The following is a 23,052-nucleotide window of genomic DNA, read 5'->3' on the forward strand; positions in this document are numbered from 1 at the left end:
GCGCACGCGGGCGGATAGCATGCGCCGTGTCCGATCACCGCATCTTCGAGGAGGCCGTCCATGGCCGGTGAACCGCAGGCGGACTGCCTGTTCTGCAAGATCGTCGCGGGGGAGGTCCCCGCCACGGTCGTCCGCGAGACCGAGACCACCCTCGCCTTCCGGGACATCAACCCGCAGGCGCCCACGCACGTCCTGGTCATCCCCAAGGTGCACCACCCGGACGCCGCCTCGCTGGCCGCGGCCGAGCCGCAGATCGCCGCCGACGTGCTGCGCGAGGCGGGACAGGTCGCCCTCGACGAGAAGGTCGCGGAGAGCGGCTACCGGATCATCCTCAACACGGGTTCCGGCGCGGGCCAGACGGTCTTCCACGCGCACGCGCACGTCCTGGGCGGGCGCGGTCTCACCTGGCCCCCCGGGTAGGCGAACGGTGTCCGCTCGCGAACTGGTCGTCCTCGGCACCGCCAGCCAGGTGCCCACCCGTCGCCGCAACCACAACGGCTACCTCCTGCGCTGGGACGCCGAGGGCCTCCTCTTCGACCCCGGCGAGGGCACCCAGCGCCAGATGCTGCGGGCCGGGGTCGCCGCCCACGACATCGACCGGATCTGCGTCACGCACTTCCACGGCGACCACTCCCTGGGCCTGGCAGGAGTGATCCAGCGCATCAACCTCGACCAGGTCCCGCACCCGGTCACCGCGCACTACCCGGCGAGCGGACAGCACTTCTTCGAGCGGCTGCGGTACTCCACCGCCTACCGCGAGAGCGTCGACATCGCCGAGGCACCGGTGTCGGCGGACGGCGTCCTGGCCACCACTCCCGGATACACGTTGTCCGCCCACAAGCTGTCGCACCCGGTGGAGAGTTACGGCTACCGCCTGGTCGAGCCCGACAGCCGTCGCATGCTGCCCGAGAAGCTGGCCGCGTACGGCATCAAGGGCCCGGACGTGGGCCGCCTCCAGCGGGAGGGCGTGCTGAACGGCGTCACCCTCGCGGAGGTGAGCGAGGAACGCCGGGGGCAGCGCTTCGCGTTCGTCATGGACACCCGGCTGTGCGAGGGCGTGCACGTGCTCGCCGAAGGCTGCGACATGCTCGTCATCGAGTCGACGTTTCTCGACGAGGACGTCCGCCTGGCCACCGACCACGGCCACCTGACCGCAGGGCAGGCCGCGAAGGCGGCACGGGATGCGGGCGTACGGCACTTGGTCCTGACGCACTTCTCGCAGCGCTACAGCGACCCGGAGGAGTTCGAGCGTCAGGCGCGGGCAGTGGGTTTCGAAGGGGAACTGACGGTCGCCGACGACCTGATGAGGGTGTCGGTGCCGAAGCGGGTCTGAGGGGCGGGAGGGAGTCCCGCGGCGACAGTGCTCCGGAACTCCCTCGTCCGGGCGTGCCGCCGCCCTAGCGTGCTTGTCATGACCTCGATCACATTATGGCGCCCTCTGCTGGGGGCGCTCGCAGCCGCCGCGTTACTCGTCCCGCAGTCGGCCGCCGCGCAGGGTCCCGCGCCCGACGCACCGGCGCAGGCGCAGGCCGCGACACCGGACCGGCCCTCCTACGACGTACGCCTGCGCAGTGACGCGGACGGCACCACGTGGACGGGCCGTCAGACGGTCTCCTTCCGCAACTCCGCCCGTACTCCGCTGCGGTTCGTCGACGTACGGCTGTGGGGCAACGGACACCCCGACGACGGCTGCGGCACCCCGGGGAAGCCGTCGCCGGTGCGGGTGAGCAAGGTCGCGGGAGGCACCCCGCATCCGCTCACCGTGCGCTGCTCGGCCCTGCGCATCGACCTGAAGAAGCCGCTGCCGTACGGGGCGCGGGCGAACGTCTCCTTCGACGTGGCGATCACCGTCCCGGACCGCGTCCACCGCTTCGGCCGCGACGGCGCCCACCGCTACGTGGGGAACGTGCTGCCGCTGCTGTCCGTGCAGGACGCCAAGGGCCGTCACCTCGACCCCGATGTCGGTTTCGGCGAGAGCTACTTCACCCTCGCCGGGGACTTCCGGGTCGCCCTCGACCACCCCGACTCCCTGAAGGTGCCCGCGACGGGCACCACGACCCGGCGCGCGGGAGCTCCGGGACGTACGGTCAGCACCAACGTCGCACGAGGCGTACGGGACTTCGTGTGGGCGGCGGGGCCCTTCCGCACCAGGACGGTCACCTCGCCGGGCGGGATCAAGGTGCACGGGTACTGGACCGCCACCACCTCGGCCGAGGGAGTCGCCCTCGCGATGAAGGACGGCGTCGGCTCCATCGACGAGTTCGGCAAGCGCTTCGGCCGCTACCCGTACGGCGAGATCGACCTCGTCATGAGCGACGGCATCACTTTCGGAGGCATGGAGTTCCCCGGTCTCGTCATGCTGGCGACGGCTCCGGACATGTCCGCCGTCGTGCACGAGGTCGCCCACCAGTGGTGGTACGGGATCGTCGGCAATGACCAGTTCGCCGACCCCTGGCTCGACGAGGGCTTCGCTTCGTACGCGGCGCACACCTACGAGGGCGGGGACACTTCCGAATTCTGCGCGGAGGGCCCCTGGTGGTGGGACGACACGTCTGCGATGACCCGCTCCATGGGCTTCTACGCGGATGGCAGGCGCTCCGAGTACGTGGGGGTTGCCTACAGCGGTGCATCCTGCGCCCTGCAGGACCTCGAAAGCACCCTCGGCAGCCAGCAGACGGCCGCCATGCTGAAGAAGTACGCCCGCGACCACTGGCTCGGCGTCTCCACCACCGCCGACTTCAAACGCGCGGCGCAGGCGGCGACCACGAAGGACCTCACGCCCTTCTGGGAGAAGTACCGGATCCACTGACGGAGGCGGGGTGCGGGGCCGGGCCCCGGCCCCGCACCCCGCGTCACGACCGCACCCCGGCCCTCCGCCGCTCCCGCACCCGCGGCACCCGCGGCACAGCGCTGCGCGCGAACGGGGACCGCACCCGCCGGGTGAGCGGCCGCAGGGAGATCTCCGTGACCTCCTGCTCCGGTGCGCCCACCTGAGGCACCTGCCCGGCGAGCGCGCCCGATGTGCCCGCCAGGACGGCGGCAGGGGCCCCGCCCCTGCGCCGTACCGCCCCTGCGACCAGCGGACGGCCTCCCGTGTGCAGCGCCACCAGCGTCATCGGCACCGCCGTCAGCAGCAGTACGCAGCCCAGTACGAGCCCCATCGCCGGGAAGCCCGCCCGCTCGGACAGGACACTGCCCGCCACCGGGCCGCATGCCACCCCCAGCGAGGAGGCGGAACCTGCGAACACCGCCCACCGGCCGCGCGGGTCCATCGACGCGGCCAGACCGATCAGGTACGACAGCACCACCGGGTAGGCCGCGTTCCACAGGATCTCGCCCGTCGCGAAGGAGCCAGCGCCCGTCGCGGACGAGCTCAGCGCCACACAGAGCGCGATGAACGCCGTGCCGACACCCACCGGCACCGCCCGCCCGAGCCGCGCCCCGAGAGCACCGGCAGCGGTGACACCGATCAGCCCGGCGCCCAGAGCCGCCGCGAACACCGCTCCGGCGCTCACCTCGGTGAGACCCGCCTGCACGGTGGCGATGCGGTTGCTGACGCCCCACAGGGCGTTCTGGCACATCGACCAGCAGAGCATCGCCCCGGCGAGCACCAGGCCCGCCCCGCGGTGCGGCAGCCGGGTCGCAGCCGCCGCCGCCTCAAGAGGCGACGCCGTGACGGATGCGTCCTCCCGCGGACGCCCGGCGAGTCGCCCCGCCGCGGGCCACACCAGTACGGCGATCAATGCGAGCGCCGCGAAGGGCGGCCGGTGTCCGCCGTCCAGATGCGGCACCGTCAGGTACAGCGCGCCCGCCGTCGCGGAGACGCTCAACAGGCCCAGTACGGATGCCCGGTGGGGGTCGCGCCGGGCGGCGATGCCCGCTGCGGCCACCGCCGTCGCCGTTCCCGAGCCGAAGCAGCCGACCGCCGCACCCGCCACCACCGGCACGAGACCGGAGGCCAGGGTCGCGCAGCCGTACCCCAGCAGCATCAGCAGCAGCCCCGCACGGGCCGCACGACGCGGCCCGATCCGCTCCACCCGGGAGGCGAGGGAGAAGCCCGCGGAGGCCGAGCACAGCAGCAGCGTGCTGCCGACGAGACCTGCCCCGGCCGGGGTGAGCCCGAGTCCGGAGGCCAGCCGCCCGACGACGGTCGGCAGCAGGTACGCGGCGAGGTAGCCCGCGGTGAAAACGGCGACGAGCGGCCACAGAGCGGCGTTCGGGAGCACCGGAGGCGGGAGGGGAACGGAGGCACCGGGGCGCGGCGAAGCGGCGCGGGAGCGCGAGAACACGGGCATTCCTGAGGAGACGTGCGTGATGACAGGACGTCATGACGGCCGAAGGGCAGAGGGGGTTGGGCGACCGTCGACGGACAGGAACGCGGCCCAATTCTTATCAAGCGCGCAGACCACAAGAAAAGGGAACCAGTGCTGTGACCTACGACACATGTTGTTTGCCGTTGGGCGGGTGGGGTAGACGGGGCGATCCCTTTGCTTCTCGGCGGCTTTGCGACGTGCACGTGACGCCCTGTTCACAGAGCCCCGTACGGCCCCGCCGATCGTGCACACTGGCCGCAAAACCGCAGGACCCACACGCACGCAACGCACGACGGGGAGCGCACAGTGAGCACGCACATCCACCAAGGCGACCAGGACCCCGCCCGGCGGGTCGACCCGCTCGACGGCCTGCGGGACCCCGGCGGCCCCCTGTGCGACGTGTTCCTCACCGGCACGGTGTTCCTGGACATCATCTTCACCGGTCTCGACAGCGCCCCCGTGCGCGGCACCGAGTCCTGGGCGCGCGGCATGGGCTCCAGCCCCGGTGGGGTGGCGAACATGGCCACCGCCCTCGCCCGCCTGGGCCTGCGCACCTCCCTCGCTGCGGCCTTCGGCGACGACCACTACGGCGAGTACTGCTGGGACGCACTCTCCGACGGTGAGGGCATCGACCTCGACATGTCCCGCACCGTCCCCGGCTGGCACTCCCCGGTCACCGTCTCCATGGCGTACGAGGGCGAGCGCACCATGGTGTCGCACGGGCACGAGGCGCCCCCGCCGGGCGGCTCCGCGCCCTTCCCGTCCTGCCCGCCCCGCGCGCGTGCCGCCATCGCCTCCCTGGCACCGGGGCGGAGCGAGGAGTGGACCGCTTCCGCCGCCAGGCGTGGTGCGAAGGTGTTCGCCGACGTCGGCTGGGACGACACCGGCCGCTGGGACCTGTCCGCGCTCGCCGACCTGGAGCACTGCGAAGCCTTCCTCCCGAACGCCGAGGAGGCCATGCGCTACACCCGCACCCGCTGTCCGCGCCGGGCCGCCCACAAGCTCGCCGAGAAGGTGCCCCTGGCAGTCGTCACGCTGGGGCCCGAGGGCGCGTACGCGGTGGACGGGGCGACCGGCGAGAGTGCCGAGGTGCCCGCGATCGCCGTCGAGGCGCTGGACCCGACGGGAGCGGGGGACGTCTTCGTCGCCGGTTTCGTCACCGGCACCCTCGCGGACTGGCCACTCGCCGACCGGCTCGCCTTCGCCGGGCTGACCGCAGCCCTGTCCGTACAGGAGTTCGGCGGATCGCTGTCCGCGCCGGGGTGGTCGGAGATCGGCGCGTGGTGGCGGCAGGTGCGCGGGTACGAGGCCCAGGACCAGGAGGCGCTGCGCCGGTACGCGTTCCTGGAGGACCTCCTTCCGGCGCAGGCCAGGCCCTGGCCGCTGCGCAGAGCGGTGCCGACGATCGGGTTCAGGGCCTGAGGGCCCCGGGGGTCCGGGGCCGCAAGTCCGGGGGACCGAGTGGAGTTCGTGGCCGGGCCGAAGTGCCCTGTTGGCACACCCGTACGACCCCGTTTCCAAAACCCCCTGGGTGTTGTCAGCGGTGAGTCGTACGCTTGGGAATCCAGAGGTTGTCGAGCAGCGAGAACCCTGCAACGGGAGGTATGTGCAGGCCACAGTGCCGGCCCATGACTCAGACACCCACACGTAAGCCGCAGGCCCGTGCCGAGTTCAAGATCCCCGCCACGCACCCCATGGTGATGGTGCTCGGATCAGGCGACTCCCTGCTGCGCGTGATCGAAGCGGCATTCCCGGCGGCCGACATCCACGTCCGGGGCAATGAGATCAGCGCTACGGGGGAGACGGCGGAAGTCGCCCTGATCCAGCGGCTGTTCGACCAGATGATGCTGGTGCTCCGCACCGGACAGCCGATGACGGAGGACGCAGTGGAACGCTCGATCGCCATGCTCAGGGCGAACGGCAACGGAAATGGGAACGGCGCGGGCGGCAAGAACGGCGAGGCCGTCACCGAGACCCCCGCCGAGGTGCTCACGCAGAACATCCTCTCCAGCCGCGGCCGCACCATCCGCCCCAAGACGCTCAACCAGAAGCGGTACGTCGACGCCATCGACAAGAACACCGTCGTCTTCGGCATCGGCCCCGCAGGTACGGGCAAGACCTACCTCGCCATGGCGAAGGCGGTCCAGGCGCTCCAGTCCAAGCAGGTCGACCGGATCATCCTGACCCGCCCCGCCGTCGAGGCCGGTGAGCGCCTGGGCTTCCTGCCCGGCACCCTCTTCGACAAGATCGACCCGTATCTGCGCCCGCTCTACGACGCGCTGCACGACATGATGGACCCCGAGACGATCCCGCGCCTGATGGCCGCGGGGACGATCGAGGTGGCCCCGCTGGCGTACATGCGCGGCCGGACGCTCAATTCGGCGTTCGTCGTCCTCGACGAGGCGCAGAACACCAGCACCGAGCAGATGAAGATGTTCCTCACCCGCCTCGGCTTCGACTCGAAGATCGTCATCACCGGTGACGTCACCCAGGTCGACCTGCCGAACGGCACGAAGAGCGGTCTGCGCCAGGTCCAGGACATCCTCGGGGACGTTCCGGACATCCACTTCTCGCGGCTCACGTCCGAGGATGTCGTACGGCACAAGCTCGTCGGCCGTATCGTCGACGCGTACGAGAAGTACGACAGCGCCGCCGAGGCCGACAAGGGACGCGGCGGCCAGACCGGGAAGTAGCAGCCAAGCACCATGTCGATCGACGTCAACAACGAGTCCGGAACCGAGGTCGACGAGCAGGCGATCCTCGACATCGCCCGCTACGCCCTCACGCGGATGCGCATCCACCCGCTCTCCGAGCTCTCGGTGATCGTCGTGGACGCCGACGCCATGGAGCAGCTGCACATCCAGTGGATGGACCTTCCGGGTCCGACCGATGTCATGTCCTTCCCGATGGACGAACTGCGTCCGCCGACGAAGGACGACGAGGAGCCCCCGCAGGGGCTCCTCGGTGACATCGTGCTGTGCCCGGAGGTCGCCGAGCAGCAGGGCAAGGACGCGGAGACGGAGCACTCGATGGACGAGGAGCTCCAGCTGCTGACGGTGCACGGTGTGCTGCACCTGCTGGGGTACGACCACGAGGAGCCGGACGAGAAGGCCGAGATGTTCGGCCTCCAGGCGGCCATCGTCGACGGCTGGCGGGCGGAGAAGGGCCACACCGGCCCCTCCCCGGCGCCGACCGTCTCATGAGCCCGCAACTGATTGTCGGAGCTGTCGCCCTGGTCGTCGTGGCCTGGCTGGCGGCGTGCGCCGAGGCCGGTCTCGCGCGGGTGACGAGTTTCCGGGCGGACGAGGCGGTACGGGCGGGAAAGCGCGGCAGCGCGAAGCTGGCACAGGTGGCGGCCGATCCGACGCGGTATCTGAACGTCGCGTTGTTGGTGCGGGTTGCTTGTGAGATGGCTGCGGGCGTTCTTGTTACTTATGGCTTCCTTGAGGTTTTTGACAAGACGTGGCAGGCGTTGCTGGTCGCCATCGCAGTGATGGTGCTTGTCTCGTACGTCGCGGTGGGGGTTTCGCCGCGCACGATCGGGCGGCAGCATCCGTTGAACACGGCGACGGCTTCGGCGTACGTGCTGCTGCCGCTGGCGCGGATCATGGGGCCGATTCCGCAGTTGCTGATTCTGATCGGCAACGCGCTCACTCCCGGAAAGGGGTTCCGGAAGGGGCCCTTCGCGAGTGAGGCGGAACTGCGCGCGATGGTCGACCTCGCGGAGCAGGAGTCGTTGATCGAGGACGACGAGCGGCGCATGGTCCATTCGGTCTTCGAGCTGGGGGACACCCTGGTGCGCGAAGTGATGGTGCCGCGGACCGACCTGGTGTCGATCGAGCGGTTCAAGACGGTGCGGCAGGCGTTGACGTTGGCGCTCAGGTCGGGGTTCTCGCGGATTCCCGTGACCGGGGAGAACGAGGACGACGTTGTCGGGGTTGTTTATCTGAAGGATCTGGTCCGCAAGACGCACATCAACCGGGATGCGGAATCCGATGTGGTGTCGACGGCGATGCGGCCCGCTGTCTTCGTGCCCGACACGAAGAACGCCGGGGATCTGCTGCGGGAGATGCAGCAGGAGCGGAATCACGTGGCCGTGGTGATCGACGAATACGGCGGGACGGCGGGGATCGTCACCATCGAGGACATTCTGGAAGAGATCGTCGGTGAGATCACCGATGAGTACGACCGTGAGGTCGCCCAGGTGGAAGAGCTCGGGGACGGGCGGTTCCGGGTGACCGCGCGGCTTGATATCGACGATCTCGGGGAGCTTTACGGGCTCGACGAGTTCGACGACGAGGATGTCGAGACGGTGGGCGGGTTGTTGGCGAAGGCGCTGGGGCGTGTGCCGATCGCCGGGGCGTCGGCGATGGTTGACCTGCCGGACGGGCGGCGGGTGAGGCTGACGGCGGAGTCGCCTGCGGGGCGGCGGAACAAGATTGTGACGGTGTTGGCGGAGCCGGTGGCGTCCGAGGACGCCTAGGGGGGCGGGGTTTTCCGTGCGGGCCCGGGGGGTGCTGTTCATACCGGGGGCTCCGCGCCCGGGCCCCGGTCCGCCTTCGGCGGGATGATTCCCCTGTCCCGCCCCTTCACCTAAAGCGCTCGCCGCGCGGCTGTTTCGGGTAGGTGCGGGTGTGTTGTGGTTGCTCGCGCAGTTCCCCGCGCCCCTGATGGGGCTCTGGTGGGGCGCGGCATACTGGGGGTATGACGCCCGCTCAGCTTCGATCGTTCTGTCTTGAGTTCAATGAAGCGGTTGAGGAGTTTCCCTTCACTCCGGAGATTTCCGTTTTCAAGGTGTTGGGGAAAGTCTTCGCGCTGAGCGCTCTGGACGCCGTGCCGCTCGGTGTGAATCTGAAGTGTGAGCCGGAGACGGCGATTCGGTTGCGGAGCGAGCATCCGGCGATCGCGCCCGGGTGGCACATGAACAAACGGCACTGGAACACCGTCACCCTCGACGGCACCGTCCCCGACCGTCTCGTGCGCGAGATGGTCGAGGACTCGTACGACCTCGTGGTCGCCGGAATGCCGAAGGCGACCCGGCTGCGCCTGGACCGGGCGTAGCGCACCCCCCCTGCGGCACTCAGGCCCTGCGGCGCAGGCCCATGGCGACGAGCAGGGCTGTGACGAAGGTGATGGCGGCTGCCAGGCCCAGGACCAGGCGTACGCCCGAGAAGAGGTCGCCCTGGGTCGTGGCGAGGACGCCCAGGAGCGGGATGCCGATCGTCATGGAGACCTGCTGGGTGGTGGTCACCAGGCCGGTGGCCAGGCCCTGTTCGGAGTCGGGGACGCCCGAGGTCACCGTCAGGCCGTACGACACGATCGCGCCCAGGTGCACCATGCTCGCCAGGGAGATGAAGACCGTCACGAGAACGGCACCCGAGTCCTTGCCGATGGTGAGCAGACCCGCCATGAGGACGCCCTGCGCGAGGAGCGACAGGACCAGGGTGCGGCGGGCGCCGAAGCGGCCGACGACCTTCGGGGTGAGGGCGCCGGCGACCACCGAGAGGACTCCCTGCACGCCGAAGACCAGGCCCGTCTGCGAGGCCGAGAGGTGCAGGACCTCCTGGAGGTAGAGGGTCAGGACGAACACGGCCGTGGTCATCGTCGCGAAGGTGACCAGGCCGCCCACGTTGCCCCAGGCGACCGTCGGGCGGCGCAGCATGGGGAGGGACACCAGAGGGGCCTTCGCCCGCGACTCGATGACGACGAAGGCGGTGAGGAGCGCGAGGCCCACGACGAGGGTGACGATGACGTCCGTGTCGCCGAAGCCGCGCTCGGCGGCCGTGGAGAGCGCGTAGATCAGTGCGAGCAGGCCACCGGTGACGGTGATCGCGCCGGGGACGTCCAGGCGCGGGCGCTCCGGGTTGCGGGACTCGGTCAGGATGCCGGGGGCCAGCGGGAGCACGATCAGCGTGAAGAGCGCGAGCAGGCCCATCGTGGAGCGCCAGCCGAGGGTGTCGGTGAGGACGCCGCCCAGGACCATGCCGACGGTGAAGCCCAGGGAGAGCAGCGTGCCGCTGATGCCGAGAGCACGGTCGCGCCGCGGGCCCTCGGGGAAGGTGGTGGTGAGGAGCGACATGCCGGTGGGGACGATCGCGGCGGCGCCGACACCCTGGAGTGAGCGTCCGGCCAGGAAGGACGCCGGGTCCCAGGCGAACGTCGCCAGCAGGGACGCCGTACCGAAGAGTGCGAGCCCGGCGAGGAACAGCTTGCGGCGGCCGAACAGGTCCCCGGTGCGGCCGAAGAGCAGCAGGAAGCCGCCGGAGGGGAGCGCGAAGGCGGTGACCGCCCACTGGAGAGCGGACTGGCTCATGCCGAGGTCGGCGCCGAGCGCGGGCAGGGCCACGTTCAGTACGGAGAAGTCCAGCGCCACCATGAACTGCGCGGCGCACAGCACGAACAGGACGAGCGCGGCGCGGCCGGTCAGCCGCTCGGGGGCGGGGGCGGAGACGGGCGCGGGGGCCGCGACCGGGGTCGGTACGGTGGTTTCGGGGGGTGTGTCGAGTGCCATGTCCCACACCCTCCCTTTCCCGGAATGTCCGTGGGGAGCGGGAACTTATCCTGTTGGCGCCACCACCAGGCAGCCGGAATCGGGGGACACGCAGGATGGCGACGGCAGCACACCACAGTGCGAGCGGGACGAGTGCGAGCGGCAGTGGGCACGTGAGCATGAAGGAGCACCGGCTCGGCGAGCTGAGGGAGTTCCTGCGCAGCCGACGGGCCCGGATCAGCCCCGCGCAGGCGGGCCTCCCGGACGGCGGGGCGCGCCGCCGCACCCCCGGGCTGCGCCGCGAGGAGGTCGCCGTGCTGGCCGGAGTGGGCGTCAGCTGGTACCAGTGGCTGGAGCAGGGCCGGGACATAACGGTCTCGCCGCAGGTGCTGGACTCGGTGGGACGGGTGCTCCGGCTGAACAGCTCCGAGCGCCGTCATCTGTACGTGCTCGCGGGGCTCAACCCGCCCGCCCCCGAGGTGGATCCGGGCGACGCGGACATGTGCGGCGGGCTGCGCCGTCTGATCGACGCGTGGATGCCGTACCCGGCGCACATCATGGACGTGTACTGGAACGCCGTGCAGTACAACGACGCCGCGGCGGCGGTGCTCGGCATGCGCCCCGACGTCGTGCAGAACTGCCTGCTCTCCTTCTTCTCCGACCCCGTCTACCGTTCCAGGGCCAAGGACTGGGAGGCGACCGCGAGCCGGGTGGTCGCGCAGTTCCGGTCGGCGTGCTCGGAGTGCCCCGACGACGAGGGGTTCCGGGAGATCGTTGCGGAAGCGAAGGAACTCAGTTCGGAATTCGCGGAGTTGTGGGCGCGCAGGGACATCGCGCCGGGCGGCCAGACGTTCAAGGACCTGCTCCATCCCCTGGTGGGGGAGCTGAACATGGAGAGCACGCAGTTGCGCGTACCGGCCCGCCCCGACCTGACGATCGTGCTGCACACGCCGCGTCCGAGCACGGGTACCGCCGAGAAGCTGGAGTGGCTGGCGTCGCCTGAGGGGCGGCGGGGGGCGATGTACCCGGTGGCGGGGTAGCGCCTGCGCGGGCGCGCGGTCCGGAGTGCCTTCACGGTGTCCCCGTATCCGCGTATCCCCGTATTCGTGTCCCCATATCTGCGCGTGCCTGGATTTGGAGTTCCCTTTACTTGGCGCTTAAGTTCGCGACAGTAATCGAACATCCTTCCTGGAGTCCCTGTGCGCATCCGTCCGCTCCGAGCCGCCGCCACGGCCCTGGTCGCCTCGTCCCTGGTCCTGCTCACCGCCTGCGAGGGCAGCGCGGACGCCGAGTCGAAGGGCGAGGCGAAGAAGACCCCGGCCGCTAAGTCGGCGACGCCGACTCCGAAGCCGGACGTCAAGCCGTTCACTCAGCGCCAGGTGCAGTCCGCCCTCCTGGAGGTCAAGGACCTGCCGACGGGGTGGAGCAAGGACGCGGAGCTGTCGGAGGGCGACGCGGCCGGGTCCGGCTTCCGGATGGGCAAGTCGGACAAGGCGGAGTGCCAGTTCCTGCTGGACTCGGCGGTCGGCGCGGAGGGCGGCCCCAAGCCGCAGAACTCGGGTGCCCTCGGCTTCACCAAGTCGCAGGAGGGCCCGATCCTGATGGCCGGGGTGACCGCGTTCACCGAGGCCGAGGCCAAGAAGCTGATGGAGATGCCGCCGGTCCCTGCCGCCTGTCGCAAGTTCACCGCCAAGCTGGAGGGCGAGGAAGGGAAGTCGACCCTGGTGCACGAGGACCTTTCGGTCCCTCAGCGCGGCGCCAGCTCGACCGGTATCCGGCTGCGGGTCACCTCGGCGGACCCGGAGATGCCTTCCATGCAGTACGACCTGGCGCAGGCACGGGTCGGCGGGGCCATCGTCACCGTCGCCGAGATGAGCTTCCTGAAGGCCGACATCCAGGCATTCGAGGACGGGTTCGCCAAGGCTGTCGCCAAGGCGGAGAGGGTCGCCAAGGAAGGCCCCGAGGGCAAGAAGGTCTGACCTGCCCCGACCGCTCGGGCGTGCGCCCCGGCCCACCCGTCGCACGGGCGGGCCGGGGCGCTTCCCTATGCTCAGGGGCATGACCACGCCCCAGCCCGCGCAGGAAGCGCCCCTCGGCCCCGAGGACCAGAAGCTCATCACCCTCGCCCGCTCCACCCGCGCCCGCAACGGCGTGCCGGAGGGCGCGGCCGTACGCGACGAGACCGGGCGCACCTATGTCGCCGGGACCGTCGCCCTGGACTCCCTGAACCTCAGCGCGCTGCGGACCGCCGTCGCCATGGCCGTCGCGAGCGGTGCGTCCTCGCTGGAGGCCGCCGCCGTGGTGACGGGTGCCGACACGGCCGCCGCCGCGGACCTCTCGGCGGTACGGGACCTGGGCGGGGCCGGGACCCCGGTGTTCGTGGCGGGCCCGGACGCGACGGTGCGGGCGCGCGTCGAGGCGTGAACCGGCCCCGGCGGGGCAGCCCTGGTGACGCAGGGCTGTGACACAGGACACGTGAGTGACGGGCGGTGGGTCGGGAGTCCCCCGCCCGTCGTCGTGCCGAAGGTCCCGTTCGCCGGTGGGACGCGGGCGGCGGGACCTTCGGCCCGGGGCTTTCGGTACGCCCCCGCAAGGCGGGTGGGGCGGGCCGTCCGGCCCCCGTACACCTCACGAAGGACCGTGGAATCGGGGCACCGGCGCTGGGAGTGTGGAGGCACGCCGCAAGGGGCCACGCAAGGGCCTCCTGTGAAGAGGCTCCGCAAGTGCCTCGGAAGCGCACGAGGCTCCGCAAGTGCCTCGGATGCGGCGGTCCACGTCCCCCAGCGTTAGGTCACTACGTGTTCTCCTCCCTGATCCGCACCACCGCCGCCCGCCGCATCACCGGTTCCTTCGTCGCTGCCGGTGCCGCAGCGGCGATGATCCTCACCGGCTCGGGCAGCGCGTCCGCCGCCTCCGGTGCGAACTGGTCGGCCGTCGCGGCGTGCGAGTCGGGCGGCAACTGGGCCACCAACACCGGCAACGGGTACTACGGCGGTCTCCAGTTCACCCAGCAGACCTGGGCGGCCTTCGGCGGCACCGCGCACGCCCCGAGCGCCCACCAGGCGACCCCGGCGCAGCAGATCGCCGTCGCCGAGAAGGTCCTCGCGGGCCAGGGCGCGGGTGCCTGGGGCTCCTGCGGTGCGAAGGGCGGGCTGGCGTAAGGACGCCGCCACCCACCGGAGCTTTCGCCGAAGGGCCGACCACTGGTCGGCCCTTCGGCGTGCATCGGGGAGAATGGGGGCCATGAGCGCTCGTACCCCTGAAACCCCCGCAGCCGGCCTCGCCCCCCACCGGGCGGGCTTCGCCTGCTTCGTGGGCCGCCCCAACGCGGGCAAGTCCACCCTCACGAACGCTCTGGTCGGCAAGAAGGTGGCCATCACCTCCAGCCGCCCGCAGACCACCCGGCACACGGTGCGCGGCATCGTGCACCGGCCGGACGCGCAGCTGATCCTGGTGGACACCCCCGGGCTCCACAAGCCTCGGACGCTGCTCGGCGAGCGGCTGAACGACGTCGTGCGGACGACGTGGGCCGAGGTGGACGTCATCGGTTTCTGCGTTCCCGCCGATCAGAAGCTCGGGCCCGGTGACAAGTTCATCGCCAAGGAGCTCGCCGGGATCAAGAAGACCCCGAAGATCGCCATCGTGACGAAGACCGACCTGGTCGAGCCGAAGCAGCTGCGCGAGCAGCTCCTGGCGATCGACGAGCTCGGGCGCGAGCTGGGGATCACGTGGGCGGAGATCGTGCCCGTCTCGGCGGTGGGGGACCAGCAGGTGTCGCTGCTGGCCGATCTCATCGCGCCGATGCTGCCGGAGAGCCCGCCGCTGTACCCGGAGGGGGACCTGACCGACGAGCCGGAGATGGTCATGGTCGCGGAGCTGATCCGGGAGGCGGCGCTGGAGGGCGTGCGGGACGAGCTGCCGCACTCGATCGCCGTCGTGGTCGAGGAGATGATCCCTCGGGAGGACCGTCCGGCGGACCGGCCGCTGCTCGACATTCACGCGAATGTCTACATCGAGCGGCCGAGCCAGAAGGGGATCATCATCGGGCCGAAGGGGCAGCGGCTGAAGGACGTCGGGACGAAGTCCCGGAAGCAGATCGAGGCGCTGCTGGGGACGCCGGTGTTTCTCGACCTTCACGTGAAGGTCGCCAAGGACTGGCAGCGGGATCCGAAGCAGTTGCGCAAGCTCGGGTTCTAGGCGCGGGCGGTACGGGGTGGAGCTGGGCTCCCCCGGGATGCGCGGGCGGTAGCGGGCGGGGCGGGAGCGGGGTGGGCCCGCAGTGCGGGGCCGCCCCCTTGCCCGCCCGTTCCGCCCCCGGGGGGCGGCCCCGCCGCCCAAGGGGACGAGGCGGGGGCGGAGTGCGGAGCCCCGAGGAGGGCCGGGGCCGCCGCGCCTGTCAACGGGACGTCGTCCGGCCCCGTGTCACCTCTGCGCCCGCAGCTCGTCCCGCAGCCACCTGAACGAAGCCTTCGGCGTCCGCGCCAGGGTGTCGAAGTCGACGTGGACCAGGCCGAACCGCTGCGCGTACCCCTCCGCCCACTCCCAGTTGTCCATCAGGGACCACACGAAGTACCCGCGCACGTCGACGCCCGAGTCCATCGCGTCGTTCAGCGCGCGCAGGTGCCCGTCCAGGTACCTGATCCGGTCCTGGTCGTCGATGCCCTCGTAACTGCACCCGTTCTCGGTGATGACGACGGGCGGCAGCCGGTCGCCGTACTCCTCCTTGAAGCCCACCAGCAGCTCGTAGAGCGCGGCCGGTACCACCGGCCAGTCGAAGGCGGTGCGCTGGTGGCCTTCGAGGCGGTGGACGGAGAAGGGCATCTCCGGCGGAATCTCGATGCCCGCGAAGTCCGCCGGGAGGGACGGGTCGTGGGCGCCCACCTTCGTCGGCTGGTAGTAGTTGATCCCGTACCAGTCCAACGGCTGGGAGATCAGCCGCAGATCCTCCTCGACCGGGCCGGGGAGCATCTCCGCGATGCCGTCCGGGTACGTCCCGAGGAGCAGCGGGTCGGCGAAGAGGCGGTTCAGCAGCAGGTCGTAGAAGTCGGCCGCACCCCGGTCCTCCTTTGAGTCCGAGGCCGCGTAGGTCGGGCCGTGCGAGTTGGCGATGCCGATGGAGCCCGAGCCGCGCCCGCGCAGCACCTCCACCGCGAGACCGTGCGCGAGGAGCTGGTGGTGGGCGACGGGCAGGGCGTCGAAGAGGAGCCGCTTGCCGGGTGCGTGGGCGCCCAGCGCATGTCCGAGCAGGGTGAGTTCGGCGGGCTCGTTGAGCGTGATCCAGCGGCCGACCCGGTCCCCGAGGCGGGCCGCCACCACGTCCACGTACTCCGCGAACCGGTACGCGGTGTCCCGCTCCAGCCACCCGCCCGCCTGCTCCAGGGCCAGCGGCGTGTCCCAGTGGAAGAGGGTCGGCACCGGGCGGACCCCGGCCTCGCACAGGGCGTCGACGAGCCGGTCGTAGAAGTCGAGCCCGGCCTTGTTGACCGCGCCCGCCCCGTCCGGGAGCACCCGTGACCAGGAGACCGAGAAGCGGTACGCGTCCACGCCCAGCTCCTTGAGGAGGGCGACGTCCTCGGGGTAGCGGTGGTAGTGGTCGGTGGCCACGGACGCGTTCGAGCCGTCCTTGACGCGGCCCGGCTCGGCGGCGAAGGCGTCCCAGGAGGAGGGACCGCGCCCGTCCTCGGCCGCCGCCCCCTCGATCTGGTGCGCGGAAGTGGACACGCCCCACAGGAAGTTGGCGGGAAAGCGGGGCAGCGGGTACCGGGAGCCGGGTGGCAGCGTCGTCATGGGGGAGATGCTCCGTACCGACGGGTAACGCTGTCAACGGTCCGGACGCCACGCGTCGTTACGCGCCCTCCTTCAGCACCCTGGAGATCAACTCCCGTTGGGCGTCCGACAGTTGCGGCTCGGCACAGCGGAAGGTCTGCCCGTCCACCGTGATCTCGTACGAGAAGCCGTCCGGGACCGCCGCGCCCGGCATGCGCAGGCCCCCTCCCGTGGCCGCCGCCCGCCCGGCCAGGGCGTGCCACTCGTGGGCGTCGGGCCTGCCCGAGGTGTCGATTTCGGCGCGGCGCTCGATCCCGGCGAAACCTCCGGTGCGGACTACCTGAATAACCATGGGGTCCGTTCTAGTACGGGGACGGCGCGACCGGTAGGGGGCGCCCCGGCCTCCGGGACGCCCCCTTGCTCGAACCGGTCCGCAGCGGGAGCGCTACGGCCTTGCCTTCGGCTGCCGCAGCGGGAGCGCTACAGCTTCGCCTTCGGCTGCGCCGGCACTCCGACCTGCTCCCACGCCTTCAGCAGCGCCTCGGTCTCCTCGCCGTCCTTGTACCGCTTGCGCGACGCCACCACCGTGGCCTGCGCGAACTCCGCGAAGGTCGGGATGACGGTGAGCGTCCCCGCGGTGAGGGTGTCGTACCAGATCTGCCCGGCCCGCTCCCACGCCTTGCCGCCGAGCGCGTCGGCCAGCAGGTAGAACGCGTGGTTGGGGATGCCGGAGTTGATGTGCACACCGCCGTTGTCGCGGCCGGTGGTGACGAAGTCGTCCATCGTCGCGGGCTGCGGGTCCTTGCCCAGGACGTCGTCGTCGTACGCCGTGCCCGGGGCCTTCATCGAGCGCAGGGCGACGCCCTGGACGCGCTCGGCGAGCAGGCCCTGGCCGATCAGCCAGTCCGCCTCGGACGCCGTCTGGTCGTTGACGTACTGCTTGACGAGGGAGCCGATGACGTCGGACACCGACTCGTTCAGCGCACCCGGCTGGCCGAAGTAGCTGAAGTTCGCCGTGTGCTGGGTGACGCCGTGCGCCAGCTCGTGGCCGATGACGTCGACGGGGAGCGTGAAGTCGAGGAAGATCTCGCCGTCACCGTCGCCGAAGACCATCTGCTCGCCGTCCCAGAAGGCGTTCCCGTACTCCCGGTCGAAGTGCACGCTCGCGCTGAGCGGCATGCCGTCGCCGTCGATGGAGTTGCGGCCGAACGCCTTGAGCAACAGCTCGAAAGTGGCTCCGAGACCGGCGTACGCACGGTTGACGGTGGCGTCCTTGACGGGCCCGGCACCCTCCTTCCGGACGACCTTGCCCGGCAGGTTCGTCTTGTGCTGGGCGTCGTGAACGGTGCGGTGGACCTTGTTGTCCGCGGCCCCCGGGGAGGGCGCGAGGGACGGCGCGCCGAGGACCGTGGTCAGCCGGCGGTGCGTGCGCTGCTGGGCGTCAGCCTCCAGGGTGCGGCGGGCGGGTCCGGCGAGCGAGGGGTCCTCGGCCCGTGCGAGCTTGTCGAGGACGTGGGGCGGCACGATGGTGCAGAAAACGGGATGGATGGCTTCCATGGCGAGCAATGTGGCACTGGGTCATCCCCGTGTCACTACCTGCGACCAAGATTCGGTCCATATTTCATTGCTTGGAGTGAAGGATCACAGTTTCCACGGCACTCATGCCGGGTCTTGCATACTGATACGGACCGGCGCCCCCGCCGCCCCTCGGTTAGGCTGCGGCACATCATGCGTTACGGGCTGCTTCTCCTTAGCTGCCGCGGCGAGGGCCTGTAGTCGTAGGCCGACTCCCTCCCCGCGGGATCTGGTGCTGCGCTCAACCAGTCGGCCGTCCCCTTGCAGGAGACCCGAGGAGCCCTACGCAATGACCCCCCAGCAGTCCGCATCCGAGCGGTCCGTCGGCAACCCCACCCCCGTCACGAACGCCGTGCACTTCCAGCGGCCGTCCGGGATGCCGGTCCACAAGTACGGCCGGTACGACGCCGTCGACATCCCCGACCGGACGTGGCCCGAGGCCCGCGTCACCAAGGCCCCCCGCTGGCTCTCCACCGACCTGCGCGACGGCAACCAGGCACTGATCGACCCCATGTCGCCCGCCCGCAAGCGCGAGATGTTCGACCTGCTGGTCCGCATGGGCTACAAGGAGATCGAGGTCGGCTTCCCGTCGTCCGGCGAGACCGACTTCAACTTCGTACGCTCCATCATCGAAGACGGCGCGATCCCCGAGGACGTGACGATCTCCGTCCTGACCCAGGCCCGCGAAGAGCTGATCGAGCGCACGGTGGAGTCCCTGCGCGGCGCGCACCGCGCCACCGTGCACCTGTACAACGCGACCGCCCCCACCTTCCGCCGCGTGGTCTTCCGAGGCACGAAGGAGCAGGTCAAGCAGATCGCCGTGGACGGCACGCGGCTGGTCATGGAGTACGCGGACAAGATCCTCGGCCCGGAGACGATCTTCGGGTACCAGTACTCGCCGGAGATCTTCACCGACACCGAGCTGGACTTCGCCCTGGAGGTCTGCGAGGCCGTGTGCGACGTGTGGGGTCCCGAGGAGGGGCGCGAGATCATCCTCAACCTGCCCGCCACCGTGGAGCGTTCGACGCCGTCCACGCACGCGGACCGCTTCGAGTGGATGTCCCGCAACCTGACCCGCCGCCAGCACGTGTGCCTGTCCGTGCACCCGCACAACGACCGGGGCACGGCGGTCGCCGCGGCCGAACTGGCGCTGATGGCCGGTGCGGACCGCATCGAGGGCTGCCTGTTCGGTCAGGGCGAGCGCACCGGCAACGTCGACCTGGTCACCCTGGGCATGAACCTCTTCTCGCAGGGCGTCGACCCGCAGATCGACTTCTCGCAGATCGACGAGATCCGCCGCACGAGTGAGTACTGCAACCAGATGGAGGTCCACCCGCGCCACCCCTACGCGGGCGACCTGGTCTACACCGCCTTCTCCGGCTCCCACCAGGACGCCATCAAGAAGGGCTTCGACGCCATGGAGGCGGACGCGGCGAAGCAGGGCAAGACCGTCGACGACATCGAGTGGGCGGTCCCGTACCTGCCGATCGACCCCAAGGACGTCGGCCGCTCCTACGAGGCCGTCATCCGGGTCAACTCGCAGTCCGGCAAGGGCGGCATCGCGTACGTCCTGAAGAACGACCACAAGCTGGACCTGCCGCGCCGCATGCAGATCGAGTTCTCGAAGATCATCCAGCAGAAGACGGACTCCGAGGGCGGCGAGGTCACCCCGAAGGCCATCTGGTCGGTCTTCCAGGACGAGTACCTGCCGAACGCCGACAACCCGTGGGGCCGCATCCAGGTCCGCTCCGGGCAGACCACGACGGACACCGACGGCCGCGACACCCTGACGGTGGAGGCGGTCGTGGACGGCGCGGAGACGGTGCTGACGGGTGTCGGCAACGGTCCGATCTCGGCCTTCTTCGACGCACTGACCACCGTCGGCGTCGACGCCCGCCTGCTGGACTACCAGGAGCACACCATGAGCGAGGGCGCCTCCGCGCAGGCCGCCTCGTACATCGAGTGCGCCATCGACGGCCAGGTCCTGTGGGGCATCGGCATCGACCCGAACACGACTCGGGCCTCCCTGAAGGCAGTTGTGTCCGCGGTGAACCGCGCGGCGCGCTGACCTGACTGTTTCCCCCGCGTTTCCCGAGGTCCCGCCCGCGCGCTGCCGGGGGCGGGACCTCGGTCTTTTCCCGGGGTGCTGACGGGGCGTCGCGGATGTGGCTAACATCACGTCCAACCCCGGCAAAGGTGCCGAAGCGTTATGGAGGTACGCCGTGCTGTCAGGACGAGGCCGAACGCATCGACTGTGGGGCGTTCGCACCACGTGGACCACCGTCGGCGACGGAGAGTTCTTCTGCCCCGGCTGCGGCGGCGACCGCAACTACGCGCGGCGGGCGGGGCGGCAGCGGCTGACGGTCCTCGGCATTCCGGTGGCCGGGCGGGGGGCGGTCGGTCCTGTCGTCCAATGCGCCTCCTGTTCCGAGGAGTTCGGGGTGGAAGCGCTGGACCGGCCGACGACGGTGCGGTTCTCGGCGATGCTCCGGGACGCCGTGCACACGGTCGCGCTGGCGGTCCTCGCGGCGGGCGGTACGTCGTCCCGTACGGTGACGGCCGCCGCGGCGGCGACGGTGCGCTCGGCGGGCTTCGAGGACTGTACGGAGGACCAGCTCACGCATCTCGTGGAGGCGCTGTCGGCGGACTCGGGGCGGTACCTGGCCCAGGAGACGGAGGCGGGGACCGACTGCCCGTACAGCGCCACGCTGGCCATCGAGCTCCACGAGGCGCTGGAACCGCTCGCTCCGCACCTGGCTCCGGCGGGGCGGGAGTCCCTGCTGCTCCAGGGGGCGCGGATCGCCCTCGCGGACGGGCCGTACAACGCGGCGGAGCGGGACGTGCTGGGCACCGTGGGGGCCGCTCTCCAGCTGGGCGGGGAGGACGCGGCGCGGTTGCTGGCGGCGGCCGCGCGGACGCCGTCCTGACACTCCGGCGGCCCTGTGGTCCCCTGCCCTGCACTTCTGCCGCACGGCACGCGCCGGAGGGCCCTTTCTGTCAGGGTGTGGCAGTTTTGTCCGCATGGAGTACACGGAGCGGGCCCGGGCGGCGGAGGCACGGGACGAGGGGAAGGGCGAGCGCGGCTGGAGCAGCGGCCTCACCCTCACCACCGCCGCGTTCCTCTTCCTCCTCCTGCGCCTCTTCGCCGTCTCCGGCTACCAGTGGCACACCGCCTTCGCCGTCCTGCACACCCTCGACCTCGACGACAGCATCGGCATCGTGCTCGGCACGGTGCTCGCGGACGCCGCCGTCGCCGCCGTCCTGCTCGCGGTGCTGCTCCCGGCGTTCCTCTTCCGGGTGGTCGGCGGGTTCCTGCTGTCCGCGCGGCTGCGCGAGGAGGGGCGCACGGATCCCCGCACCGGGCGGTGGGACCTCGCCGGGATCGGACTGCTCGCCATCGCCGTCGCGGGCATGACCGCGTACGTCCTGAGCTTCCACCGCTGGTGGCTGCTGCTGGTGTCCCTGGGCGTGACCGCACTGATGGTCGGCCTCGGTGCGCTGGCCAGGAGAGCGCACGGACAGGTCGGCGAGGCTTCGCGCTGGGCGGGACGGCACCTCATGGGCCTGGTACTGGGCGTGGCGATCGTGGCGATGCTGCTGAGCGCCGCTCTCGTACGTACGCCGTGGATGCCCTTGGAGCGCATCGAGGTGAAGGGGCTGCCGAAGGCGCTGCACGGGTACGTCCTGGAGGCCGAGCCCGGGTTCCTGAAGGTCCTGACGGAGCGGGAGCGGGAGTTCCTGATCCTGCGGGACGGGGAGGTCGAGTCCCGCGAGGAGATCGTCGACCACTAGACCACTAGACCACTAGACCACCAGACCACTAGACCACCAGACCACCAGACCACTGGACCACTGGACCACTAGGGAGTACGGGTCACCGCAGGGGCGGGCCCGGGGATCACTCCCGTCGTCGGCCGTGCGGGTTCGCCGGTGCGCGGCGACTGCGCGGGCGGCACCGGCACCGGTACCGGGTCCAGCGGGCTTCCGGGCAGCAGGACGAGCAGGCATACGGCCACCACCGCCGCCGCCGCGCCGACGAGCGCGTACGCGACGTGCCGCATCCGGCGCACCCCCCAGCGCGGCCCGTGCGGAGGCGCCGCGCGGCGCAGGTCCGCGTGGGTGACCTGGGCCGCCCGCGCGGCGAACGCGGCCCGCAGTCGGTCTTCCGTCTGCGTCATGGTGTGCTTCCCAGCTTCTTTTCGAGGATGTCCAGTGCCCGGCTCGCCGTGGACTTGACGGTTCCGCGCGACAGTCCGAGGGTCTGGGCGATCTGCGCCTCGGTCAGCTCCGACCAGTAGCGCAGTACCAGTACCTCGCGCTGGCGTCCGGTCAACTCCCCGAGCGCGTCCAGCACATGGCGGTGTTCCTCGGCGAGGAGGAGGCCCTCGTCGACCGGCGGACCTGCCGCCTGGTGGGGCGGGACGTACGCCCGCGCCGTGCGGCGCCTGCGCAGCACCGAGCGGGCCGCGTTGAGGACGGCGGTGTGCAGATAGGCCCCGGGGTCCTGGAGCCCGGCCAGGGAGGTCCCGTGGGTGCGGCACACGGCGGCGAACGCGTCCTGGACGACGTCCTCGGCGGTGTGCAGGTCGTCGACGAGGAACAGGGCGAGCCGGACCATGTCGAGGCGGCGGGCGCGGTAGAGGTCGGTGAGGGTGGGCGGCTCGCCGTCGTCGCCGTCGTACGGAGTGTCCGCCACCGCCCGCAGCGGGCGCGCCTGCCGGGGCCCGGACACCCGCGTCCCGGACAGGCGGGCGAGCAGGCGGAACCACCACGGGGGTGCGACAGGGGCGGCGTGCACGACGTACTGCATGGGCCTCGATCCGGTGGTGCGGGTCCAGCGGGGGCGGCGGGGCGGGAAAGGGGGGAGCGGGCGGGCCTGCGCGCGGGCCCGCCCGCTCCGGTGCGGCC

General features: G+C 70.9%; 22 protein-coding genes and 1 pseudogene. 16 read left to right on the plus strand and 7 right to left on the minus strand.

Going from position 1 to position 23,052, the window contains the following annotated elements:
- The first annotated feature begins 60 nt into the window (after positions 1–60).
- From OG897_RS07465 to OG897_RS07475, 3 genes are all read left to right on the plus strand, one after another.
- Positions 61–420: a histidine triad nucleotide-binding protein gene (locus OG897_RS07465; protein ID WP_266654042.1), complete on the plus strand. Its 360-nt coding sequence runs from the start codon at positions 61–63 to the stop codon at positions 418–420.
- A 7-nt stretch (positions 421–427) separates the two neighbouring features.
- Complete coding sequence (locus OG897_RS07470; protein ID WP_266654044.1) at positions 428–1,333, plus strand: ribonuclease Z; 906 nt, start codon at positions 428–430, stop codon at positions 1,331–1,333.
- A 78-nt stretch (positions 1,334–1,411) separates the two neighbouring features.
- Positions 1,412–2,809, plus strand: coding sequence for a M1 family metallopeptidase (locus OG897_RS07475; RefSeq protein ID WP_266654046.1), 1,398 nt, complete (start codon positions 1,412–1,414; stop codon positions 2,807–2,809).
- A 43-nt stretch (positions 2,810–2,852) separates the two neighbouring features.
- Here the strand turns inward: OG897_RS07475 and OG897_RS07480 are convergent, their stop codons facing one another.
- Positions 2,853–4,226 (minus strand): MFS transporter, encoded by a 1,374-nt coding sequence (locus tag OG897_RS07480; protein ID WP_266656643.1) that lies wholly within the window; start codon positions 4,224–4,226, stop codon positions 2,853–2,855.
- 456 nt (positions 4,227–4,682) lie between these two features.
- Here OG897_RS07480 and OG897_RS07485 point away from each other — a divergent pair, with 456 nt between their 5' ends.
- The 5 genes from OG897_RS07485 to OG897_RS07505 all read left to right on the plus strand — a co-directional run bounded on the left by OG897_RS07485 (position 4,683) and on the right by OG897_RS07505 (position 9,374).
- Positions 4,683–5,735 carry a PfkB family carbohydrate kinase gene (locus OG897_RS07485; RefSeq protein ID WP_266656645.1) on the plus strand — a complete coding sequence of 351 codons (1,053 nt, stop codon included), beginning with the start codon at positions 4,683–4,685 and terminating at the stop codon, positions 5,733–5,735.
- A 206-nt stretch (positions 5,736–5,941) separates the two neighbouring features.
- Entirely contained in the window at positions 5,942–7,006 is a 1,065-nt protein-coding gene (locus OG897_RS07490) for a PhoH family protein (protein ID WP_266654048.1), read from the plus strand.
- 12 nt (positions 7,007–7,018) lie between these two features.
- Entirely contained in the window at positions 7,019–7,516 is a 498-nt protein-coding gene (gene ybeY / locus OG897_RS07495) for an rRNA maturation RNase YbeY (RefSeq protein ID WP_266654051.1), read from the plus strand.
- On the plus strand, positions 7,513–8,796 hold the full coding sequence (locus OG897_RS07500) for a hemolysin family protein (protein ID WP_266654053.1): 1,284 nt from the start codon (positions 7,513–7,515) through the stop codon (positions 8,794–8,796). The genes ybeY and OG897_RS07500 overlap by 4 nt, the downstream gene beginning before the upstream one ends.
- 221 nt (positions 8,797–9,017) lie before the next feature.
- Positions 9,018–9,374 (plus strand): MmcQ/YjbR family DNA-binding protein, encoded by a 357-nt coding sequence (locus tag OG897_RS07505; RefSeq protein WP_266654055.1) that lies wholly within the window; start codon positions 9,018–9,020, stop codon positions 9,372–9,374.
- 19 nt (positions 9,375–9,393) lie between these two features.
- Here OG897_RS07505 and OG897_RS07510 read toward each other — a convergent pair whose 3' ends face one another.
- Positions 9,394–10,824, minus strand: a complete 1,431-nt coding sequence (locus OG897_RS07510; RefSeq protein WP_266654057.1) for an MFS transporter — start codon at positions 10,822–10,824, stop codon at positions 9,394–9,396.
- 158 nt (positions 10,825–10,982) lie between these two features.
- On the opposite strand from OG897_RS07510, the gene OG897_RS07515 reads away from it, so the two are divergent.
- The 5 genes and pseudogenes from OG897_RS07515 (at position 10,983) to era (ending at position 15,000) form a co-directional block, all read left to right on the plus strand.
- Positions 10,983–11,843: a helix-turn-helix transcriptional regulator gene (locus tag OG897_RS07515; RefSeq protein WP_266656647.1), complete on the plus strand. Its 861-nt coding sequence runs from the start codon at positions 10,983–10,985 to the stop codon at positions 11,841–11,843.
- Between the two features lie 159 nt (positions 11,844–12,002).
- Positions 12,003–12,782: a hypothetical protein gene (locus tag OG897_RS07520; RefSeq protein ID WP_266654060.1), complete on the plus strand. Its 780-nt coding sequence runs from the start codon at positions 12,003–12,005 to the stop codon at positions 12,780–12,782.
- 79 nt (positions 12,783–12,861) lie between these two features.
- Positions 12,862–13,227: a cytidine deaminase gene (locus OG897_RS07525; protein WP_266654062.1), complete on the plus strand. Its 366-nt coding sequence runs from the start codon at positions 12,862–12,864 to the stop codon at positions 13,225–13,227.
- Between the two features lie 467 nt (positions 13,228–13,694).
- Positions 13,695–13,943, plus strand: a pseudogene (locus tag OG897_RS07530) (transglycosylase family protein); the annotation flags it as partial.
- A 94-nt stretch (positions 13,944–14,037) separates the two neighbouring features.
- Positions 14,038–15,000 (plus strand): GTPase Era, encoded by a 963-nt coding sequence (era, locus tag OG897_RS07535; protein ID WP_266654064.1) that lies wholly within the window; start codon positions 14,038–14,040, stop codon positions 14,998–15,000.
- A 225-nt stretch (positions 15,001–15,225) separates the two neighbouring features.
- Here era and OG897_RS07540 read toward each other — a convergent pair whose 3' ends face one another.
- The 3 genes from OG897_RS07540 to OG897_RS07550 form a co-directional block, all read right to left on the minus strand.
- Positions 15,226–16,590 carry a GH1 family beta-glucosidase gene (locus tag OG897_RS07540; RefSeq protein WP_266654066.1) on the minus strand — a complete coding sequence of 455 codons (1,365 nt, stop codon included), beginning with the start codon at positions 16,588–16,590 and terminating at the stop codon, positions 15,226–15,228.
- A 58-nt stretch (positions 16,591–16,648) separates the two neighbouring features.
- Positions 16,649–16,921, minus strand: coding sequence for a protealysin inhibitor emfourin (locus OG897_RS07545; protein ID WP_266654068.1), 273 nt, complete (start codon positions 16,919–16,921; stop codon positions 16,649–16,651).
- 128 nt (positions 16,922–17,049) lie between these two features.
- Positions 17,050–18,126, minus strand: a complete 1,077-nt coding sequence (locus OG897_RS07550) for a M4 family metallopeptidase (RefSeq protein ID WP_266654070.1) — start codon at positions 18,124–18,126, stop codon at positions 17,050–17,052.
- A 307-nt stretch (positions 18,127–18,433) separates the two neighbouring features.
- Here OG897_RS07550 and leuA point away from each other — a divergent pair, with 307 nt between their 5' ends.
- From leuA to OG897_RS07565, 3 genes are all read left to right on the plus strand, one after another.
- Positions 18,434–20,212 (plus strand): 2-isopropylmalate synthase, encoded by a 1,779-nt coding sequence (gene leuA, locus OG897_RS07555; protein ID WP_266654072.1) that lies wholly within the window; start codon positions 18,434–18,436, stop codon positions 20,210–20,212.
- A 157-nt stretch (positions 20,213–20,369) separates the two neighbouring features.
- Positions 20,370–21,071 (plus strand): TerB family tellurite resistance protein, encoded by a 702-nt coding sequence (locus tag OG897_RS07560; RefSeq protein WP_266656649.1) that lies wholly within the window; start codon positions 20,370–20,372, stop codon positions 21,069–21,071.
- Between the two features lie 94 nt (positions 21,072–21,165).
- Positions 21,166–21,936, plus strand: a complete 771-nt coding sequence (locus tag OG897_RS07565; protein ID WP_266654074.1) for a hypothetical protein — start codon at positions 21,166–21,168, stop codon at positions 21,934–21,936.
- A gap of 68 nt (positions 21,937–22,004) precedes the next feature.
- On the opposite strand, the gene OG897_RS07570 is transcribed toward OG897_RS07565, so the two are convergent.
- Entirely contained in the window at positions 22,005–22,322 is a 318-nt protein-coding gene (locus tag OG897_RS07570) for a hypothetical protein (protein ID WP_266654076.1), read from the minus strand.
- Complete coding sequence (locus OG897_RS07575; protein ID WP_266654078.1) at positions 22,319–22,954, minus strand: RNA polymerase sigma factor; 636 nt, start codon at positions 22,952–22,954, stop codon at positions 22,319–22,321. The genes OG897_RS07570 and OG897_RS07575 overlap by 4 nt, the downstream gene beginning before the upstream one ends.
- Positions 22,955–23,052: the final 98 nt, after the last annotated feature.

Origin of the sequence: Streptomyces sp. NBC_00237 (assembly GCF_026342435.1) — a bacterium.
Lineage (GTDB): Bacteria > Actinomycetota > Actinomycetes > Streptomycetales > Streptomycetaceae > Streptomyces.

Coding starts and splice junctions, on each gene's coding strand:
- OG897_RS07510 (WP_266654057.1), bottom strand. CDS start 10,824: ATGGCACTCGACACACCCCCCGAAACCACCGTACCGACCCCGGTCGCG.
- OG897_RS07500 (WP_266654053.1), top strand. CDS start 7,513: ATGAGCCCGCAACTGATTGTCGGAGCTGTCGCCCTGGTCGTCGTGGCC.
- OG897_RS07545 (WP_266654068.1), bottom strand. CDS start 16,921: ATGGTTATTCAGGTAGTCCGCACCGGAGGTTTCGCCGGGATCGAGCGC.
- OG897_RS07540 (WP_266654066.1), bottom strand. CDS start 16,590: ATGACGACGCTGCCACCCGGCTCCCGGTACCCGCTGCCCCGCTTTCCC.
- OG897_RS07550 (WP_266654070.1), bottom strand. CDS start 18,126: ATGGAAGCCATCCATCCCGTTTTCTGCACCATCGTGCCGCCCCACGTC.
- OG897_RS07465 (WP_266654042.1), top strand. CDS start 61: ATGGCCGGTGAACCGCAGGCGGACTGCCTGTTCTGCAAGATCGTCGCG.
- OG897_RS07515 (WP_266656647.1), top strand. CDS start 10,983: ATGAAGGAGCACCGGCTCGGCGAGCTGAGGGAGTTCCTGCGCAGCCGA.
- leuA (WP_266654072.1), top strand. CDS start 18,434: ATGACCCCCCAGCAGTCCGCATCCGAGCGGTCCGTCGGCAACCCCACC.
- OG897_RS07525 (WP_266654062.1), top strand. CDS start 12,862: ATGACCACGCCCCAGCCCGCGCAGGAAGCGCCCCTCGGCCCCGAGGAC.
- OG897_RS07505 (WP_266654055.1), top strand. CDS start 9,018: ATGACGCCCGCTCAGCTTCGATCGTTCTGTCTTGAGTTCAATGAAGCG.
- ybeY (WP_266654051.1), top strand. CDS start 7,019: ATGTCGATCGACGTCAACAACGAGTCCGGAACCGAGGTCGACGAGCAG.
- OG897_RS07565 (WP_266654074.1), top strand. CDS start 21,166: ATGGAGTACACGGAGCGGGCCCGGGCGGCGGAGGCACGGGACGAGGGG.
- OG897_RS07475 (WP_266654046.1), top strand. CDS start 1,412: ATGACCTCGATCACATTATGGCGCCCTCTGCTGGGGGCGCTCGCAGCC.
- OG897_RS07575 (WP_266654078.1), bottom strand. CDS start 22,954: ATGCAGTACGTCGTGCACGCCGCCCCTGTCGCACCCCCGTGGTGGTTC.
- OG897_RS07570 (WP_266654076.1), bottom strand. CDS start 22,322: ATGACGCAGACGGAAGACCGACTGCGGGCCGCGTTCGCCGCGCGGGCG.
- OG897_RS07490 (WP_266654048.1), top strand. CDS start 5,942: ATGACTCAGACACCCACACGTAAGCCGCAGGCCCGTGCCGAGTTCAAG.
- era (WP_266654064.1), top strand. CDS start 14,038: ATGGGGGCCATGAGCGCTCGTACCCCTGAAACCCCCGCAGCCGGCCTC.